16 protein-coding genes and 4 pseudogenes are annotated in these 19,031 nt (G+C 42.5%); 9 read left to right on the top strand and 11 right to left on the bottom strand.

The window, feature by feature from the left end:
- Positions 1-360 (top strand): hypothetical protein (locus C3Z13_RS11900; protein WP_219827893.1); only part of this gene is annotated, 360 nt, incomplete at its 5' end.
- A 212-nt stretch (positions 361-572) separates the two neighbouring features.
- On the opposite strand, the gene rsmB is transcribed toward C3Z13_RS11900, so the two are convergent.
- The 3 genes from rsmB to C3Z13_RS06435 all read right to left on the bottom strand — a co-directional run bounded on the left by rsmB (position 573) and on the right by C3Z13_RS06435 (position 4,956).
- On the bottom strand, positions 573-1,919 hold the full coding sequence (gene rsmB / locus C3Z13_RS06445; protein WP_103855382.1) for a 16S rRNA (cytosine(967)-C(5))-methyltransferase RsmB: 1,347 nt from the start codon (positions 1,917-1,919) through the stop codon (positions 573-575).
- Entirely contained in the window at positions 1,919-2,878 is a 960-nt protein-coding gene (gene fmt, locus C3Z13_RS06440) for a methionyl-tRNA formyltransferase (RefSeq protein WP_103855381.1), read from the bottom strand. Before fmt ends, rsmB begins: the two co-directional genes overlap by 1 nt.
- A 209-nt stretch (positions 2,879-3,087) precedes the next feature.
- Positions 3,088-4,956, bottom strand: coding sequence for a bifunctional 5-dehydro-2-deoxygluconokinase/5-dehydro-2-deoxyphosphogluconate aldolase (locus C3Z13_RS06435; protein WP_245872578.1), 1,869 nt, complete (start codon positions 4,954-4,956; stop codon positions 3,088-3,090).
- 294 nt (positions 4,957-5,250) lie between these two features.
- Here C3Z13_RS06435 and C3Z13_RS06430 point away from each other — a divergent pair, with 294 nt between their 5' ends.
- On the top strand, positions 5,251-6,096 hold the full coding sequence (locus C3Z13_RS06430) for a MurR/RpiR family transcriptional regulator (protein WP_103853868.1): 846 nt from the start codon (positions 5,251-5,253) through the stop codon (positions 6,094-6,096).
- A 58-nt stretch (positions 6,097-6,154) separates the two neighbouring features.
- Here C3Z13_RS06430 and rplS read toward each other — a convergent pair whose 3' ends face one another.
- From rplS to rpsP, 4 genes and pseudogenes are all read right to left on the bottom strand, one after another.
- Positions 6,155-6,505 carry a 50S ribosomal protein L19 gene (gene rplS / locus C3Z13_RS06425; protein ID WP_103855379.1) on the bottom strand — a complete coding sequence of 117 codons (351 nt, stop codon included), beginning with the start codon at positions 6,503-6,505 and terminating at the stop codon, positions 6,155-6,157.
- A 65-nt stretch (positions 6,506-6,570) separates the two neighbouring features.
- Positions 6,571-7,288, bottom strand: a pseudogene (gene trmD / locus C3Z13_RS06420) (tRNA (guanosine(37)-N1)-methyltransferase TrmD).
- A gap of 95 nt (positions 7,289-7,383) precedes the next feature.
- Positions 7,384-7,910, bottom strand: a pseudogene (gene rimM / locus C3Z13_RS06415) (ribosome maturation factor RimM).
- 31 nt (positions 7,911-7,941) lie between these two features.
- Positions 7,942-8,195 (bottom strand): annotated as a pseudogene (gene rpsP, locus C3Z13_RS06410) (30S ribosomal protein S16).
- 224 nt (positions 8,196-8,419) lie between these two features.
- On the opposite strand from rpsP, the pseudogene C3Z13_RS06405 reads away from it, so the two are divergent.
- Positions 8,420-9,437, top strand: a pseudogene (locus tag C3Z13_RS06405) (glycosyltransferase family 9 protein).
- Between the two features lie 66 nt (positions 9,438-9,503).
- Here the strand turns inward: C3Z13_RS06405 and C3Z13_RS06400 are convergent.
- The gene (locus C3Z13_RS06400; RefSeq protein WP_103855378.1) at positions 9,504-10,265 is read right to left on the bottom strand and encodes a glycosyltransferase family 2 protein; all 762 of its coding nucleotides are present in this window, start codon (positions 10,263-10,265) and stop codon (positions 9,504-9,506) included.
- Positions 10,266-10,349: 84 nt separating this feature from the next.
- Positions 10,350-11,000 (bottom strand): membrane protein YczE, encoded by a 651-nt coding sequence (yczE, locus tag C3Z13_RS06395; RefSeq protein WP_103855377.1) that lies wholly within the window; start codon positions 10,998-11,000, stop codon positions 10,350-10,352.
- 241 nt (positions 11,001-11,241) lie between these two features.
- On the opposite strand from yczE, the gene C3Z13_RS06390 reads away from it, so the two are divergent.
- The 5 genes from C3Z13_RS06390 to dusA all read left to right on the top strand — a co-directional run bounded on the left by C3Z13_RS06390 (position 11,242) and on the right by dusA (position 17,222).
- On the top strand, positions 11,242-12,486 hold the full coding sequence (locus C3Z13_RS06390; protein WP_103855376.1) for a NupC/NupG family nucleoside CNT transporter: 1,245 nt from the start codon (positions 11,242-11,244) through the stop codon (positions 12,484-12,486).
- A gap of 206 nt (positions 12,487-12,692) precedes the next feature.
- Positions 12,693-13,931 (top strand): phosphopentomutase, encoded by a 1,239-nt coding sequence (gene deoB, locus C3Z13_RS06385; protein ID WP_103855375.1) that lies wholly within the window; start codon positions 12,693-12,695, stop codon positions 13,929-13,931.
- Between the two features lie 17 nt (positions 13,932-13,948).
- Positions 13,949-14,665, top strand: a complete 717-nt coding sequence (gene deoD / locus C3Z13_RS06380) for a purine-nucleoside phosphorylase (protein ID WP_103855374.1) — start codon at positions 13,949-13,951, stop codon at positions 14,663-14,665.
- Positions 14,666-14,829: 164 nt separating this feature from the next.
- Positions 14,830-16,224 (top strand): chloride channel protein, encoded by a 1,395-nt coding sequence (locus C3Z13_RS06375; RefSeq protein ID WP_103855373.1) that lies wholly within the window; start codon positions 14,830-14,832, stop codon positions 16,222-16,224.
- A complete protein-coding gene (gene dusA / locus C3Z13_RS06370) occupies positions 16,224-17,222 on the top strand; it encodes a tRNA dihydrouridine(20/20a) synthase DusA (protein WP_103855372.1) in 999 nt (332 codons plus the stop codon). The genes C3Z13_RS06375 and dusA overlap by 1 nt, the downstream gene beginning before the upstream one ends.
- A gap of 52 nt (positions 17,223-17,274) precedes the next feature.
- Here dusA and C3Z13_RS13020 read toward each other — a convergent pair whose 3' ends face one another.
- Together C3Z13_RS13020 and C3Z13_RS06360 are read right to left on the bottom strand one after the other, a co-directional pair.
- Positions 17,275-17,421 (bottom strand): IS3 family transposase, encoded by a 147-nt coding sequence (locus tag C3Z13_RS13020; protein ID WP_103855371.1) that lies wholly within the window; start codon positions 17,419-17,421, stop codon positions 17,275-17,277.
- 42 nt (positions 17,422-17,463) lie between these two features.
- Positions 17,464-17,874 carry a DDE-type integrase/transposase/recombinase gene (locus C3Z13_RS06360; protein WP_103855324.1) on the bottom strand — a complete coding sequence of 137 codons (411 nt, stop codon included), beginning with the start codon at positions 17,872-17,874 and terminating at the stop codon, positions 17,464-17,466.
- A gap of 642 nt (positions 17,875-18,516) precedes the next feature.
- Here C3Z13_RS06360 and mprA point away from each other — a divergent pair.
- Positions 18,517-19,020: a transcriptional repressor MprA gene (gene mprA / locus C3Z13_RS06355; RefSeq protein ID WP_103855370.1), complete on the top strand. Its 504-nt coding sequence runs from the start codon at positions 18,517-18,519 to the stop codon at positions 19,018-19,020.
- Positions 19,021-19,031 lie beyond the last annotated feature (11 nt).

Below are 19,031 nucleotides of genomic sequence, written 5' to 3'. Positions count from 1 at the left end.
GCAATTTGGACGGGAAAATTTATCCTATTGCCCTTTATAGATATTTCAAAAACAGAAAGTGTGGTGGGATTAAAAAAACTTTTTAAAAAATTACCGCACTTTGTTATTACTTATTTTTGCTCTTGGCTGATTGCGTTTTTCTTTGTAGTTGTTATAACGTGTTTCGCACGTTATGCGACTTACTTTCTTTTGGTTATCCAAAAGGAATGTAAGCAAAGAAAACGTCCCCTACCATCGCTAAATTTCTTTTACCTCCATACGGCGTTGTTTTGCCTTGCCGTACTAGCGTACTGTCTGCGGCAAAACGCCTTGTCTGGAAGTAAGAAATTTTGCGAGCATTGCTTTTCCTCATTCCAATAAAATTCTCTTTACGAAAAATCAGCCTGATGTTCGCTTCGCTCTCGCTCGGCGTGATTTTTCTAAAAATTTTATTTCCATTCGGGCAATTTACAAGGGGATTGTCCGATATTTCACGTTCAATTTTAAATTTAAAGTGCGGTGAGATTTTTTTAAAGTTTTTTGAAAATATGACCGCACTTTTATTTTTCTATCATAAACACAATTTGTGAATTTTACGCTTTTTTCCGCAATTTTGCGTAATAAAATCCATCACCGCGATTTTCTTGTGGGAAGAATTGATGGCCGACCTGCCCTTGTTCGGGGAATGGCAGGGGCATTAATTCTGCCTCGGGGTGTTGTTGTAAAAATTCGCTGATTTGTTGGCAGTTTTCTTCTGGCAATAACGAGCAAGTGGCGTAGAGCAAGACGCCATTTGGTTTTAAGCATTGCCATAATGCGTTCAAAATCGATTTTTGTAAGGCCACCAACTGGGCTATGTCACTTTCTTTGCGTAGCCATTTTATATCTGGATGACGGCGGATAACGCCTGTAGCAGAGCAAGGAGCATCAAGCAAAATTCGGTCAAATTGCACCGCACTTTGTTCGAACTGTGGTTGAATTTGGGAGAGCCATTGTTCTGGCTGGCTAGCATCACCGCAAATCACCTGTGCGTGTTGCCTCATTCGTGATAAATTTTCTTCTACTCGTTTTAAGCGATGTTGTTCCACATCTAATGCCACCACTTTCGCTTGCGGAGCAAGTTCTAAAATATGGGTGGTTTTACCGCCCGGTGCGGCACAAGCATCCAAAATCAATTCACCATTTTGCGCTGCAAGTAATAACCCCGCCCATTGGGCGTGTAGATCCTGCACTGTGAGCCAGCCTTGCGCAAAATGTGGTAACTGAACCACGCTTTTCGCCTGAGCTAAGCGAATTGCTTGTGGATGATCATCCGCAACAGCTTCAATCTCCGCGTTTTGTAACAAGGTTAAATAATTACTAACCTGAGTATGCTGGCGATTGACTCGCAACCACATCGGTGGTTTTTGATTATTCGCATCAATAATTTCACGCCAATGGGGATAGGCTTTTTTCAGTTTATTCACGAGCCATTCAGGGTGCAAGGTTTGCCAATGCTTATCCACTTTCGCCAAAATCTGTTCCCGCTCCCGCAAAAAGCGACGTAATACGCCATTCACCACCCCCTTGAAGCGCTCTAATTTAAGGCTTTTTGCCGCTTTCACCATTTCATCAACCACAGCGTGATCAGGGGTACGCAAATATAACAATTGATACAGCCCCACCAATAATAAACAATGCACAAGGCGTGTTTTACCTTTCAATGGCTTATCCACTAAGTGCAAAATGATTTGTTCCAGACGGGGCAATACGCGACAAACACCAAAGCAAATTTCTTGTAACAATGGCAAATCTTGTTCTTTCAGTGAAGGTGTTTTTTCCGCCAATAATGTAGAAAGTGATTGTCCCTTATCTAAGACTTGCAAAAGATATTGTGCAGCCACCGCTCTCACAGAAAGTGCGGTGCTTTTGGGGAGAATTTTTGTTTTTGTCCGATTCATTATGCCAACACCTTACCCACTGTAAACCACTCAGCTCGGCCATTGAGTAAATCCTGTGCCGACATCATTTTTTTTCCTGATGGTTGCAATTGGGTGAGATTTAACACCCCCTCGACAGTGGCGATTTGAATACCTGTTTTATCTGCCCTTAAAATCGTACCTGCGGGCTGATTTTGATGAGGTAGCACATTGGCTTGATACACTTTCAAGGTCTGCTCGTTACCCTCTTTATCCGTGGTCACAAAATAGCTAATCGGCCAAGGATTAAACGCGCGAATACAACGCTCAAGCTGTGTCGCTGAAAGCTGCCAATCCAATTTTGCTTCTTGTTTAGAAAGTTTATCGGCATAGTTGGCAAGGGCCTCATCTTGTGCCTCGGGCGGAAACTGCCCAGCTTCCAAGCCATTTAACACATCAAGCAACGCATTTGGCGCAATCTGTTCCAACTTATGATAAAGGCTTAGAGAGGTGTCTTCTGGGCTGATGTCGCAATACACTTTATGCAGCATATCGCCCGTATCTAAGCCTTCATTCATTTGCATAATGGTAACGCCTGTTTGTTTATCACCTGCCCAAATCGCGCGCTGAATCGGCGCTGCCCCACGCCAACGAGGCAAAATCGAACCGTGTACATTCAAGCAGCCTAATCTTGGCGCGTCCAATACTGCTTTCGGCAAAATTAAGCCATAAGCCACCACCACCATCACATCAGCATTCAGCGCTGCCAGCTCCTGCTGCGCTTCCGCTTTGCGTAGGGATTTATGCTGATAAACAGGGATCTGATGCTGCTCCGCCAATTGTTTCACCGCGCTGGCTTGCAGTTTCTTGCCCCGTCCAGCTGGCTTGTCTGGCTGCGTGTAAACCGCAATCACATTATGCTCTGAATTCAACAGCGCCGCTAAGTGCTGTGCAGCAAATTCTGGCGTCCCCGCAAAAATAATATTTAAAGGTTTTGTCATCGCATTTCTCTTGATTATGCAAGGTTGGAATTGGCGTTAAGTATAATGTATTTTTGACTTGGGGTGAAAAGAATACTGAAAGAAAGGCTGATTAAAAATAAAGTGCAGTGGGAAATTTGCCAAAAAACAACCGCACTTAGTTAATCGCTAAAATGAAAAAGCGAGCCATTTGGCTCGCTGACAACATTTATCAAAACAAACTTAAGCGGTTAATTTTTACGATTTTTCCATAATCGGATCAATCGTCTATAACGCTCAGATACCGCTTGAATCAACTGCTCATCGGAAAGCTCGCCGGCAAGCCATTGAGAAGAGGGTTGTCCGAAGATTGTGCGACCAACAGCAAAACCTTTGACTAACGGCGCATTTGCAGAGGCTTTAAAGACTTGTTCAAAGGTTTCTTCTGGGGCATCTAACCCTAAAATAAGAATACCGCGGCAATAAGGATCACTTTGTTCGATGACGTGGCTAATCTCTTGCCAAGCCTGCGCAGAAACACCGGGTAATTTCCACCAATCTGGCTTAATGCCAATAGCATAGAAATGTTTAATCATTTCTGCATAATAAGCCTCGTTTTGTTCCATATCTGCAGGCAAAATAATTTCTAATAGCAATTCGTGTCCTGTTCGGCAACAAGTTTGGTAAACCTGTTTGAGCATTTCATCTTGTTCTGCACGCAAATCTGCATTATCGGCAGGGTGATAGAAAGCAAGACATTTAACAACCTGTTCGGCAGGCCAATTGATGAGTTGGCTACCAAGATCACCATGTTCTAAACGTAACGGACGAGAAGAAGGCAACTCAATTGGTCGCCCAATCCACCAGCCTTTACCGGTGATTTCATTGAGCGCTGCTTGTCCGAAGGTTGTATCAGCCAGAACACCGGCGTGTCCGTTGGCAATACTTTCTTGTTGTGCCGTTTGTTCGGCCGCTTGGACAAGAAGTTTTTTCAGAACAGGGATTCTATCTAAATTCGCACCGCACTTTTGCGCCATATCAACAAGTTGTTTACGATGATCAAAAGCAAAAATACAAAGATCGTCCCATTGGGTTTTACGCGTGGTAACACGATGTAAATGATTTAGTTGTAGATCAAGGTCAGGACGTGGCACACTTTCTGCTCGAGCCAAATAATCATCTAGCTCAACCTTGGTTGGCATTGCTGGCGCACAGCCGTGACGAGAAACTACTAGCGCACCGCAAGCATTGGCATAACGGCAACATTGCTCCCAGCTTTCACCATTGATATAGCCGCGCAATAAGCCTGACATAAAGGCATCACCTGCGCCTAAAACATTCAATACTTCAACTCGTACACCATAGACATTAATACCGCCGTCCAAATCATCAGGAATATCCCCCTCAAACACAGAGCAACCTAATGCCCCACGTTTACACACGAGTGTAGCATTGCTCACGTTACGTACATTTTTTAGTGCCGTTAATGTATCTGTCGAGCCACCTGCAATATGGAACTCTTCTTCTGTGCCAACTAATACATCAAAATGATGCAACACTTCTTGCAGTGATTTGGTTACCGCTTCGGAATCAATAAAACGTGTTTCACCATCACCAAGAGACGTTAAGCCCCACAAAACAGGACGATAATCAATATCAAGCAAACGTTTTGTGCCATTACGTCCTGCATATTCTAAGGCAGTTAATACTGCGTGGCGTGTTTTAGGATGAGATAAATGCGTGCCCGTAATCGCAAGTGCTTTAGCTGAAGCGATATAAGCCTCATCAAAATCTTCTGCGCTAATCGCCATATCAGCACAATTCTCACGATAAAAAATAAGGGGGAAAGTATCTTGATCTTTAATACCCAAAATCACTAACCCAGTAAGCCGTTCTTTGTCTGTAATTAAATGGCTGGTATCCACCCCAACACGTTGTAGTTCCTCCCGTAGAAAACGCCCCATATGCTCATCTCCGACACGAGCAAGCATAGAAGACTTCACGCCTTGCACTGCTGTGCCATAAGCCACATTTCCAGAGGATCCGCCTAAATATTTTGCAAAAGAGGTGACATCTTCCAAGCGGCAACCAATTTGTTGAGCATACAAGTCCACTGCCACACGTCCAAGACAGATAAGATCTAAGGTTTTTCAGTCGTTTTCATTGTGCTTTTCCTTAGTGATGATGAAATCACAAAATACTTAACTCATAAAATCATAGTTAAATTAAAACATATATTTCAAAAATGTCATTTTATGAAATTAATATTTGAGAAGTAGATCACAAAGATTTTCACCTATCCCAAGAAAACTACGACTTCATCTTAAAATTTAGCAAAGAACATTTTCTGTTCAGATGAAATTTTTGCTATTATGAACCAAGTTATAAAATACTTATTTCGTTAGGAAGGTAGAATGCAAAATAACTCTCAGTTAGTCCAATTACAAAATGAAATCCGTGCGCGTTACGACAGTTTAAGTAAACGTTTAAAGCAAGTGGCACAGTATGTGCTAGATAACAGTAATAGTGTGGTGTTTGATACTGTTGCTACCATTTCTGAACGAGCCGATGTGCCGCCTTCCACCTTAATTCGTTTCGCTAATGCTTTTGGCTTCAGTGGATTTAATGAAATGAAGCAGATCTTCCGTGAAAACCTAATGGAAGAAACGGCAAATTATACTGAACGTTTACAACTTTTTCGTCAGCTTGAACCCGAACAAGCCAATCAAGAAAGTGCGGTGGATATTTTGAATATTTTTGCTCAAGCGAATTATCAAGCGTTACAGCAATTAGCTAGCCAAACCTCTGAGCAGGAAATACAGCAAGCAGTGGAAATTTTAAACAATGCAAACAATATTTTCATTATTGGCTTAAAACGTTCCTTTAGCATTGCGAGCTATTTAGACTATGCCCTGCACCACTTAGACTGCCGTTCATTTTTAATCAATGGATTAGGGGGAATGTTTGATGAACAACTTAATTTAGTTAAAGAGGGTGATGTCGTCATTGCGATTAGCTTTTCACCTTATGCAAAAGAAACAGTAGATATTATGCACACTACGGCAAATAAAGGCGTAAAACAAATTGCGATCACGGATAGCCAAATTAGCCCTTTAATCGCCTTCAGCGATGTTTCTTTTGTCATTAAAGAAGCCCAAGTACGCGGTTTTCGCTCACAATGTGCAACAATGACTTTAGTACAAACTTTGGCAATTGCACTTGCGTTAAAGAAAGAATTGCCTCCTTTAGAAAATAAATAATAGATAAACAAAAAGGCTTGAGATTGCTCTCAAGCCCTTGTCATTTTCGCTTGGAAAATTAATCACCAAGACGCTCTTTAATACGTGCAGATTTACCTGAACGTTCGCGTAAGTAGTAAAGTTTCGCTTTACGCACTGCACCTTTACGTTTCACGGCGATGCTGTCGATAACTGGTGAGTGAGTTTGGAATACACGCTCAACGCCTACACCGTTAGATACTTTGCGTAAAGTGAATGCACTGTGCAAGCCGCGGTTACGAATTGCAATAACCACGCCTTCGAATGCTTGCAGACGACGTTTACTTCCTTCAACAACCCATACTTTAACTTCTAAAGTATCACCTGGGCGGAAGCTAGGTACATTTTGTTTTAATTGTTCTTGTTCAATTTGTTTAATGATGTTACTCATTGTGTAATCCTTCTAAGATCCTAGTATTAACTGATGATTTTGCGAATGGTTAAACTCGCAATCAACTAATCAACTTTATTTGCTTGCTGTTCAAGTTTGACTTGCACCAGCAGTTTCCGTTGTTCGTCAGTCAGAGCTAGGCTTTCCAATAGCTCAGGGCGTCTTAACCAGGTTCGCAATAACGATTGTTTTAATCGCCATTTACGAATTTCTGCGTGGTTACCCGACATCAACACCGCAGGCACTGACATTCCGTCTAGCACCTCTGGCCGAGTATAGTGCGGGCAATCTAATAAACCGTCAGCAAAAGAATCTTCTTCTGCAGAGGCTTGCTTGCCTAGCACTCCTGGAATAAACCTTGCAACGGCATCAATTAATGTCATTGCTGGCAGCTCTCCCCCTAAGAACGTAATCACCCACTGACCATTCTTCATCAATTTCAGTTTGGATTACTCGCTCATCAATGCCTTCATAACGCCCGCAGACGAAAATCAATTTCTGATTTTTTGCCAGCTCTGTTACGCCATTTTGATCGAGTTTACGTCCTTGTGGCGAAAGATAAATCACCTTTGCCCCTTCTCCTGCTGCCGTTTTAGCCGCTTGGATTGCATCACGCAATGGTTGCACCATCATCAACATTCCAGGCCCACCGCCATAAGGACGGTCATCAACGGTTTTATGTTTATCCGTGGTGAAATCACGCGGATTCCAACACTGTACTTGCAAGAGATTTTGTTTTACGGCTCTGCCCGTTACCCCATACTCAGTAATCGCTTTAAACATTTCGGGGAACAATGAAACAAGACCAATCCACATTGTTATTTTCCTAATTTGTAGGCTCGAAATGCTACAACCTAAAGCTCACTGTATGCCTGAGTTTAGAAACCAGCGTCCCAATCCACTTCAATAGTCTTGGTGGTGAGATCTACTCTTTTAACTACTTGTTCATACAAAAACGGAATTAACCGTTCTTGTTTTCCAAAAGCATCTTTCTGACTTGCTCGCACAACTAATACATCATTTGAGCCAGTTTCCATCATTTCAGCCACCGTTCCCATATTGTAACCTTGTAGATTCACCACTTGGCAGCCAATTAAATCGTGCCAATAATAATCCCCCTCTTCAAGTTCAGGGAATACAGATAGATCTACGCCAATTTCAACATTAGTGAGGGTTTGTGCGATTTCACGATCATTAATGCCTTTTAATTTAACAATAAGTTCGTGATTATGATGTTTCCAACTTTCTAATTCTGTTGGCTGCCATTGGCCTTTAATTTTTAAAACCAAGGTTGATAATCAAAAATGCTTTCGGCTTGTTCTGTTGATGAATAAATGCGTAACCAACCACGAATTCCGTATGTTGAGCCTAATTTGCCAACGACTTCAATTCTTTGTTGCGTCATTTTATTCACCTATAAACCTTAAAAACTGCAATTAAGCTGCAGCTTTTTGAGCTTCTTTTACCAAAGAGCTAACGCGATCTGATAAGCTTGCTCCTTTCTCAACCCAAGCATTTACACGCTCAAGATTGATACGAAGACGCTCAGCATTACCTGCCGCTAAACGGGTTGAAAAAGCCAACAACGCTCAATAAAACGACCATCGCGTGGGCAACGGCTGTCAGCAACTACAATTTGGTAAAATGGGCGTTTTTTAGAACCGCCACGAGATAAACGAATGGTTACCATAACCTTCCTCTAATTAATTAATACTAAAAGAAAACCCACATCGAAGGCGTGGGAATGCTTACTTTTTTCTCTGTATATATAGACAAAAAGCCTGTGGATTGTACTCTTTTTTATGAAAAAAGCAAGGTAAATAGTGCGCTGAAGTGAATTATTCTTTAATAAAAACGTCTTCCTTTGCTACAATGTCGCAATCTATTTAAAAATAACCTGTGAACGTTAGAATGATGCAAAAACTTTTGGTAATCCGCAACGACAAACTGGGCGATTTTATGCTGATATTTCCCGCCTTAGCGTTGATAAAAAAGGCAAATCCTCAGTTAAAAATCACCGCACTTGTGCCTAAATATACCGCGCCAATGGCTGAGCTTTGTCCTTACATTGATGACATTATTATTGATGTGCAAGATAAAAAAGATAAAACCCAATTTAAGCAAGTCTTACAGGCCATTAAAGCAGCGCATTTTGACGGTGTGATCAGCTTTTTCTCTAATTGGCATAATGCAAAATTGGTGTGGCTAAGTGGCATTAAATATCGTCTTGCACCTGCGACAAAATTGGCGCAACTGGCTTATAACCATCGTTTAACTCAACGCCGTTCACGTTCCCTTAAGCCAGAATTTGAATACAATTTGGATCTGGCAAGGGCGTTTTTACAGGCGCAGCATTTGCCGATTACTGAACCGCACGCGCCTTATCTAGTCGTTCCACAAGAGATTTTACAAGCGCAAAAAAGTAAGTTCCAACAGCAGTTAGGGATTGTACAAATAAAAATGGATTTTCCTACATAGTGGCACGGGCGGTTCGGCAAATAGCCTTTCTTTAGCGCAATACGCCGAATTAATTCAAGATATTTTGCAACAATTTGATGCCTATATTGTTCTTACTGCAGGGCCAAATGAAAGCGAACAGGCGCATCAATTAGCCCAATTAGTGAATAATCCCAATGTGGTGATTTATGATAAGAATGAAGGGTTAGTGGATTTCACTTATTCTTTGGCTTGCGCAGATTTGTTTATCGCAGGTTCAACAGGGCCATTACACATTTGCGGTGCATTAAATGTGCCAACCATTGGTTTTTTTCCAAGCCATCGTTCCGCAACCCCATTGCGCTGGCAGCCAATTAATGATCCTTCACGCCATTTGGCTTTTTGTCCGCCAAATGAAGAGAAAGAACTGGCGAATATTCAAATAAATAAAATACTGCCACAAATTCAATCGTTTATTGTAAAACAATGGGCATAAATTGATAACGAGAAATAAAAAAGTGCGGGCTAATTTTTCACCGACTTCTGTATTTATGATTTATTACTATTTTTTACGCGTTCTAATCCACAAATCGGCATATTTAACAAAGGTAGAATGCCCTGAAAGCACGGCTAATAAAAAGCCTTCTTTGCCATCTAAAAATCCTGCTTTTAATAGATACATTTTGGCGAAAGTCGCAATGCCGTGCGTAATCCCTTGAAACAGCGTGGCTTTTTTGCCTTGTCTATGGCGCTGTTCCGCCCAAGCTTGCGCATAGTTAGCCGATTTCACCAAGTAATGATGCAAATTTTTATAAGGATAATGCAACAAGTTACCCGCCAATTTTTCCACTTTTGTATTGACAGGATACACCACTTTTTCGTGAACTAAGGCATCGTTATAGCCTGCATACTGGGTTTGATACAAACGCACTACATAATCAGGATACCAACCCGAATGGCGAATTAAGCGCCCGAACACTTCGCTAATGCGTGGAATATCGTACACCACATTCGGCAAATTGTTTGCCACCGCTTGCTGAATATTTTCCCGTAACTCATCGGTTACCCGTTCATCAGCGTCTAGCCATAGCACATAATCGGACGTAACATATTGCTGGGCAAGTTGGCGTTGTTTGCCAAAGCCTTGCCAATCGGTATTTTCATAGAATTTCGCGCCATATTGTAGGGCGATTTCTTTGGTATTATCGGTACTGCCCGAATCTAAAATCACAATCTCGTCCACCCAATCTTTCACACTGGCTAAGCATTGTGCAAGATCTTGCTGTTCATTTTTTACAATCATTGCAACGCTAATGGTTGGCATAATTTATCCCTTTTTTAAAATCACTTTTGCGCTAGTGTAACGGATCTTTGCTGAAAAGAAAAAGAATGAAAAAATCACCGCACTTTATTTTTCAGGGGATAAGCAATTAACCATTATGCTTAATGTTGCTTGCACCACCCAGCCAATAGAAAAAGCAAACAATAATGTGCCAATGCCCACTGTGCCGCCGAGCATAAAGCCTAATACACAAACGGTAACTTCCATAATGGTTCTGACAATACCAACCTTGCAGTGAAAGCGGTGGCAAAGCCCAACCATTAGTCCATCTCTTGGTCCGCCACCTTGATGGCAGGTGAGATAAAACGCGGAGGCGATCCCAAAGAGCAAAATCCCGATGATGGCATAGCCAATACGCAATAGAATTCCACTTGGAGCTGGCAGAAAAGCAACACTAATGCCTAAAGCCAAGGCAACCAAAAGCATATTTAAGATTGTCCCTAAGCCGACACGGAGTTTGAGTGGCAGCCACATTAGCATCACCAATGCGCTAATCAATAATGATGCCCAGCCTACGCTAAATCCTGCCTGTAACGCAATGCCTTGTGAAAGTACTGTCCAAGGGGCTGAGCCGAGGTTAGAAAGCAAAAGCAATCCTTCGCCAAGCCCTAAAATCAATAAAGAAAGGATAAGTACGCATAAGGGCTGAAGCTCCACAGACCAGAAGTTTTTTGCTGTCCAAGGCGTTTTAGGGAGAACTTTAAATTGATTTTTCATAAATAAATTTGTCGTAAATTTGCACCGCACTTTTAGTTGTGATGATAAAGGAAATTTGCCTAAATCCCAACTTCTTAATCTCTATAACATATAGCTAAAACGTTTAAGAAATTGTTGCTTTTTACAGCAAAGCAATCGCTTGCCTTCACATTTTTGTACATTTTTGCAAGCATTTCATTACAAAAAACAGTAGAATTAGCTCGCTTTTTTATATCAATTTTACATTTAAGGAAATTCTAATATGAGTAGCTTAATAAGTGTGCTAGGCATTGTTGTACTTCTTGCTATTGCCGTTCTATTATCTAGCAATCGCCGTGCGATTAGTTTGCGTACTGTGGGCGGTGCGTTATTAATTCAAATCCTAATCGGTGCGTTTATTTTGTATGTGCCCGTGGGGCGTGAAATCTTACTTGCCTTGTCAAACGGAGTCAGCACCGTAATTAGCTATGGTAACGAAGGAACAAATTTCTTATTTGGTGGCTTAGCTGACGTTGAAAAATCGGGTTTTATTTTTGCTGTTAAAGTATTATCCATCATCGTATTCTTCTCAGCGCTCATTTCTCTACTTTACTATATTGGTATTATGCAATTTATTATCCGTATCATTGGCGGTGGCTTACAAAAAATATTAGGTACGTCTAAAGCGGAATCAATGTCCGCTGCGGCAAATATTTTCGTGGGACAAACAGAAGCGCCATTGGTGGTGAAACCTTATATCAGCAAAATGACTGAATCCGAACTCTTTGCTGTGATGTGTGGTGGCTTAGCCTCTATTGCGGGTTCAGTGTTAGCAGGTTACGCAGGCTTAGGTGTGCCATTGCCATACTTAATCGCAGCATCATTTATGGCAGCACCTGCGGGCTTGTTGTTTGCTAAATTGATGGTGCCACAAACAGAAAAATTCAATGATGACATTGAAAAAGTAGATTTGGAACAGCCTTCTAATATTTTAGATGCAGCAGCAGCAGGGGCTTCATCTGGTATGCAGTTGGCAATGAATGTGGGCGCAATGTTGATTGCCTTCGTAGCATTAATTGCCTTAGTCAATGGTTTATTAGGTGGTATCGGCAACTGGTTCGGTATGCCTGAACTTTCTCTTGGCTTAATTTTAGGTTGGATTTTCCGCCCTCTGGCTTGGGTAATTGGTGTACCTTGGGACGACGCTGCGGTTGCAGGTCAAATGATCGGGATTAAATTAGCGGTGAACGAATTTGTTGGCTACTTAGAATTTGCCCCTTACCTTGCTGCGGACGCTGCGGTACAATTAAGCGATAAAACCAAAGCGATTATTACTTTCGCCCTTTGTGGTTTCGCCAACTTCAGCTCTATCGCCATCTTAATCGGTGGATTAGGTGGAATGGCACCAAGCCGCCGTGGTGATATTGCACGTCTTGGTATCAAAGCGGTGATCGCAGGATCATTAGCAAATCTGATGAGTGCAACCATTGCAGGTTTATTTATCGGTTTAAGTGGTGCTGCACTATAAAATGTAAGAAAAGTGCGGTAAAATTTCACCGAATTTTTCGATAACACCACGACATTGTTCGTGGTGTTGTCATATTAAGACAAAGAAAACGTTTGCTATTGTAGATTATTGAACACAGGTAATAAATCTTCTTGAAACATAACGTTCAAAAATAAAGCAAATATTCTGTTATTCTAAAACAGCGTTCAATAATAAAGGAGCTTAAAATGAAACGCGTATTTATAATGATGTTAGATTCTTTCGGTATTGGTTCAAGTGAAGATGCAGAAAAATTTGGCGATAAAGGAGCGAACACCTTAGGCCATATTGCACAACGTTGTGCGGAAGGGCTAGAAGACAAAAATGGCCGCAAAGGCCCACTTCATCTGCCTAACTTTGAAAAACTCGGCTTAGGCTTGGCTGCGAAAGAATCTTGCGGTGAATTGCCAGCGGGTTTTAACCCTACGCCAAATTTAATCGGCGGTTATGCTTATGCAAAAGAAATTTCTTCAGGTAAAGACACTCCATCAGGACACTGGGAGATCGCAGGCGTTCCCGTGTTATTTGATTGGGGCTACTTCCCAGAACACGAAAACAGCTTCCCACAAGCGCTTTTAGATCGTATTGTTGAACGTGCGGGGCTTGATGGCTATCTCGGCAACTGTCATTCTTCTGGCACGGTGATCTTAGATCAGCTTGGTGAAGAACATATGAAAACGGGCAAACCGATTTTCTACACCTCGGCAGATTCCGTTTTCCAAATTGCTTGCCACGAAGAAACCTACGGCTTGGAAAAACTTTACGAATTATGTGAAATCGTGCGTGAAGAACTGGCTGATTACAACATTGGCCGCGTAATCGCTCGCCCATTTGTGGGCAACAAAGCGGGCGAATTTTCTCGCACAGGTAACCGTAAAGACTACGCCATTGAGCCACCTGCCAAAACCGTATTACAAAAACTAGTGGAAGAAAAACAAGGCGATGTGATTTCTATCGGCAAAATTGCGGATATTTACGCACACACGGGAATCACCGAAAAAGTGAAAGCCACGGGCTTGGAAGAATTATTCGACAAAACCCTTGTGGAAGTGAAAAGAGCGGGTGAAAATTCCATTGTTTTCACCAACTTTGTAAACTTTGACTCTGATTTCGGCCATCGCCGTGATGTAGCAGGTTATGCTGCTGCATTAGAATACTTCGACAGCCGTATTCCAGAATTATTAGCCTTAATGAACGAAGATGATTTACTCATTTTCACAGCTGACCACGGTTGCGACCCAACTTGGCACGGCACGGATCACACTCGCGAGCATATCCCTGTGCTATTATACGGTTCGCAAGTGCCAAAACAATTCTTAGGCAAACGCGACACTTTCGCTGACGTAGGGCAAACTGTCGCTGATTATTTTGATCTGCCGCCAATGGATTACGGCAAATCAATCATTGATTTTCACCATCAAGATTAACTTTAAGAGGATAGATTATGACTCCACATATTAACGCACCCGCTGGGGCTTTTGCTGACGTAGTATTAATGCCTGGCGACCCGTTGCGTGCTAAATATATTGCTGAAACCTTTTTAGACGATGCCAAAGAAGTAACCAACGTGCGTAATATGCTTGGCTACACAGGCACATACAAAGGTCGTAAAATCTCTGTAATGGGACACGGAATGGGTATTCCGTCTTGCTCTATTTATGCCAAAGAGCTGATCACTGAATACGGCGTAAAAAAAATTATCCGCGTCGGTTCGTGCGGTGCCGTGCGTCCAGATGTGAAATTGCGTGAAGTGATCATCGGGCTTGGCGCTTGTACGGATTCCAAAGTGAACCGCATTCGCTTTAAAGATAACGATTTTGCTGCTATTGCCGATTTTGATATGACCCAAGCTGCCGTGCAAGCGGCAAAAAACAAAGGCATCAATGTGCGTGTGGGAAACCTTTATTCTGCTGATCTGTTCTATACGCCAGATGTGGAAATGTTTGACGTAATGGAAAAATACGGCATTTTGGGCGTAGAAATGGAAGCCGCGGGCATTTATGGTGTTGCTGCAGAATTTGGTGCAAAAGCCTTAACTATCTGTACCGTATCAGACCACATTCGCACACACGAGCAAACCACCGCAGAAGAACGCCAACTTACGTTCAATGAGATGATTGAAATTGCGTTAGAAAGCGTATTGCTTGGTGATCAAGCTTAATTTTTAACAAAATCTCACCGCACTTTACTTTATTTGCGAAATAAGTGCGGTGATTTTTTTGCCTATTTTTCATCTTCTTGATCCTTGCCATATCTCACGCACGAAAATATTGCTATAATTTTCCGCAATTTATTTTCATCTCAATCATCTAAAATGTTAAAGCGATTCACCCAAAAATTCGTCATTTTCACCGAAAATTACGCCAAAGCTATCGTATTTCGCGTAAAACCATTGAGTTTTCCTGCTTATTGATCGGCGCGGCGTTGGTGTCCTTATTTTCTCTTGGCTTTGCGAAATTTGCCGATCTTGCCTTACACTGGAATGCCTTATGGACGGCGAAACACCCTTATGCTGTTTGGGTTGTGTTGCCCTTAGGCTTGGCATTTTTAGCTTGGTTTACCGCAAAATATACCCCCTATGTTTCGGGCAGTGGGATTCCGCAAGTGATTGCCTCTATTGATATGCCGTACAGCGCCAATAAAAGCAAGCTCATTGCTTTTGGGCAAACCCTGTGGAAAATTCCACTCACGTTTTTGGCGATGTTATTTGGTGCTTCCGTGGGGCGTGAAGGGCCGTCCGTGCAAGTGGGCGCAGCGGTAATGTATGCGTGGGGCAATGTGTGCCGCCGCCACGGCTTGGCATTCAAGGGCTTAAATGCCAATGAATTAATGGCAACAGGGGCGGCGGGAGGATTGGCTGCGGCGTTCAATGCCCCATTAGGCGGTGTAATTTTTGCCATTGAAGAACTCGGGCGGGGCATTTTATTACGCTGGGAACGTCGTGTATTGCTCGGCGTATTGGCTGCTGGATTTATTTTAGTTGCTATTGAAGGCAATAATCCTTATTTCCCCAATTATCACGGGCAAACTTCCGTACCTCATATGTTTTTATGGGTGATCCTCTGTGGCGTAGTGAGCGGGGTGTTAGGTGGCGTTTTTGCGTGGTTACTCGCCAAAGGCGTTGCAGGCACAGTCCCCGCAAAAATGCGTGGTTGGATCCGCCGCCACCCTATTTACATGGCGTTTATTTTAGGCTTGATTCTTGCAGGACTTGGTACATTCACTCACGGACAAACTTACGGCACGGGTTACGAAGTCGTAACCAAAGCCCTTGATGGTCAAACCGTTGCCTCAGAAGTTGGGATAAGTAAATTATTTGCTACGGTTGCCACTTATTGGACTGGCACGGCAGGCGGCATTTTCACTCCGGCACTCACTACTGGGGCGGGGATTGGTGTTCAAGTTTGGTCGCTTACGGGAGAAATTGTTGATCAACGCCTTTTAGTTTTGCTCTGTATGGCAGCATTTTTGGCGGGAGCAACCCAATCCCCTGTTACGGCAAGTGTGATCGTGATGGAAATGACTGCGAGTGAGCCTGTATTATTTTGGCTCTTGATTTGTAGCCTTATCGCTTCTATTATTTCACGCCAATTTAACGCAAAACCGTTCTATCATTTTGCTGCAGGGCGTTTCCGTCAGCGTATTCAAGAACAGGCAAAGCAAGATGAGCTGAAACAGCAAGAACAGCAAAAAGCAGCCGTACAAGAAGAAAACAAATAATGAATCAACAAAAATCAACAAAAAAAACACCGCACTTTTATCGTGGGCGATTTTCTGTCGCCCCAATGCTCGATTGGACAACCCGCCATTGCCGCTATTTTCATCGCCAATTTAGCCAGCACGCCTTACTTTATACGGAAATGGTCACCACAGGGGCGATCATTCACGCCAAATACGATCATTTAGAATTTGATCTGGTGGAAAATCCTGTGGCACTTCAGCTTGGCGGTAGCGATCCCGATCAGTTGCAACATTGTGCTAGGTTGGCAGAACAACGGGGCTATCAAGAAATTAATCTCAATGTAGGTTGCCCCTCTGATCGCGTACAAAATGGAATGTTTGGTGCGTGCCTAATGGCAAAAGCGGATTTAGTTGTTCAGTGTGTTGAACAAATGCAATCCGCCGTGAACATTCCCGTTACGGTGAAAACGCGTATTGGTATTGATGATTTAGACAGCTATGAATTTCTTTGTGATTTCGTGCAGAAAGTAAGTCAAGCAGGCTGCCAAGAATTGATCGTTCACGCGCGCAAAGCGTGGCTCAGCGGTTTAAGCCCAAAAGAAAATCGCGAAATCCCGCCACTTGATTATGAGCGGGTTTACCAACTGAAACGGGATTTTCCACAATTGTGGATTAGTATTAACGGTGGGATTAAAACCATTGAAGAAATTCAAGCTCATTTGAATTATGTAGATGGCGTAATGGTGGGGCGTGAAGCCTATCAGAACCCAAGTTTATTAGGTTACATTGACCAAGCTTTGTTTGATCCGCAAAGCTCCATTGTGCGCCCAAGAGAAGCGGTGGAAAAAATGTTCCCTTATATTGAGCAACAGCTCACGCAAGGCGTTCACCTCAACCACATCACACGCCATATGCTTGGTGCATTCCAAAACTGTAAAGGCGCACGCCAATGGCGCAGACACCTCAGCGAAAACGCCCATAAAACCGGTGCAGGCATTGAAGTGGTGAAACAAGCTCTAGCCTTTGTGGAAGCCTAATTGTGCTGGATATTGAAGTAAAAAAATGATCTGCACCCCAAATCCTAGAGACCTAGGAAGTTAAATATTGAGCTCTGTATTGCACAGGGCTCAAATTGTTTAACGCGGGTTTAATCCGCACTTCATTATAATAGCGAATATATTCGTGCAGCGCCTCCTCCAGCTCCACGACATTGGTAAAAGATTCGGGTAAAAACATTCCGACTTCACAATGCTAAAAAAGCGCTCTATCACCGCATTATCATCGCAATTCCCCTTGCGACTCATGCTTTGAATCTTGGTTGCTATGAATCAGTGGAGCTGCGCCAGAACCTCGCTTCGATAAGGCTTCTTTAAGCATTTTTGAAACAAGCCCAAAACGTTGTCGCCGTCCGATTTGGTAGGCAATAATCTCACGGTTCGCCAAATCCATCATCGGCGAAAGATACAGCTTTTCATTTCCTACACGAAATTCGGTCACATCAGTGACCCACTTCTCGTTTAGCGCCTTCGCTTTAAAATTTCTTGCCATCAAATTTGGTGCGAGATAAGCGGCTCCTCCCATCTTCATACGCTTTTTCGCTTTACGCAGGAGCGGATATTTAGGTGACGCATTCGTTTCAGCACCGTTTTTCCACTTAGATAATGCCCTTGCTCGTGTAACTTTGCTCAAATAATACGGTAACCATCTCGTCCTTGAATCGCCTTAAATATTTCCAGTATCAAGTTATTAATATCATCTAACCCCTTGATTTTTCTTGCATAATAGAATGTAGTGCGAGGTGGTTTCGCCACTGTCAGTAATACGGAAAGGGGACATTGCGCACTTAACTCTCGGACGGTGGCACATCTTTCCGCTTGAGTTTGAGGCCTCTGAGCGCCAAAGACTTTTTTAAATAGGCATTATCCGCACGAAGAGACTCAAGTTCTTATAATAAAAGTTCTTTTTCATCGGTTTTGACGGGGCGTTTGGGTAATCTCATCACATTCTTCTTTCGATTAGGCTGACGGATGAGCCCATTAATACCGTATTTTTTATACGCGTTGCAACTAAATCACAATTTGGCTATGATTGGAAAGAGCACAATATTCCGCTGCCTGACGTACGCTCATTCCCTACTCAGAGACTAACGATATCGCCCACAGTTTAAACTCTGTTGAATAATATTTTCCCATAAAAAATCCGCTCCTTAATTTGTGGATGCTGTCCAACTTTTGGGGTGCAGATCACTTTACACTAAAGTGCGGTATTTTTTTGACTTAAATAGTAACCTAGGTTACTATTACGCAGTTTATTTTCTACCTAGTTATTATTATGTCTATGCCGATTTCGTTTTCAGAACAAGAAAAGTTAATTCGTCAATCAGCACAAAATAATCCCGCAATGCCTGTGGAGCAAATTTTGCTGGCACGTTTGTTGCTACACAATAGCAGCCATTATGTGGAAAGACGCAATCAGTTATTAAAAAAATATCAGCTCAACGACACCCTATTTATGGCTCTGGCCGTGTTGTATTGCCAGCCTAATCATTCTTTGCAGCCGAGCAAATTAAGTGAGATTTTTGGTTATTCTAAAACCAATGCCACACGCATTGCCGATGAATTAGTGAAGCGGGAATGGTTAGAACGTACGGAAGTAGCGGGCGATCGCCGTGCTTTTTCCTTAAAACTCACGGCGCAAGGTGTACAGTTTTTGGAGCAACTGTTGCCAAATCAATGGAAACAAGTCGATGACATTTTTTCCGTGTTAGACAAGCAAGAACAACAGCAGTTAAAGCAATTATTACTCAAACTGCTCAGCAATTTAGAAAATCTTTAATGGGTAAATAA

Origin of the sequence: Avibacterium endocarditidis (assembly GCF_002921145.1) — a bacterium.
GTDB lineage: Bacteria > Pseudomonadota > Gammaproteobacteria > Enterobacterales > Pasteurellaceae > Avibacterium > Avibacterium endocarditidis.
The sequence above is the reverse complement of the archived record's forward strand: the minus strand, read 5'-3'. Positions and strand labels throughout refer to the sequence as shown.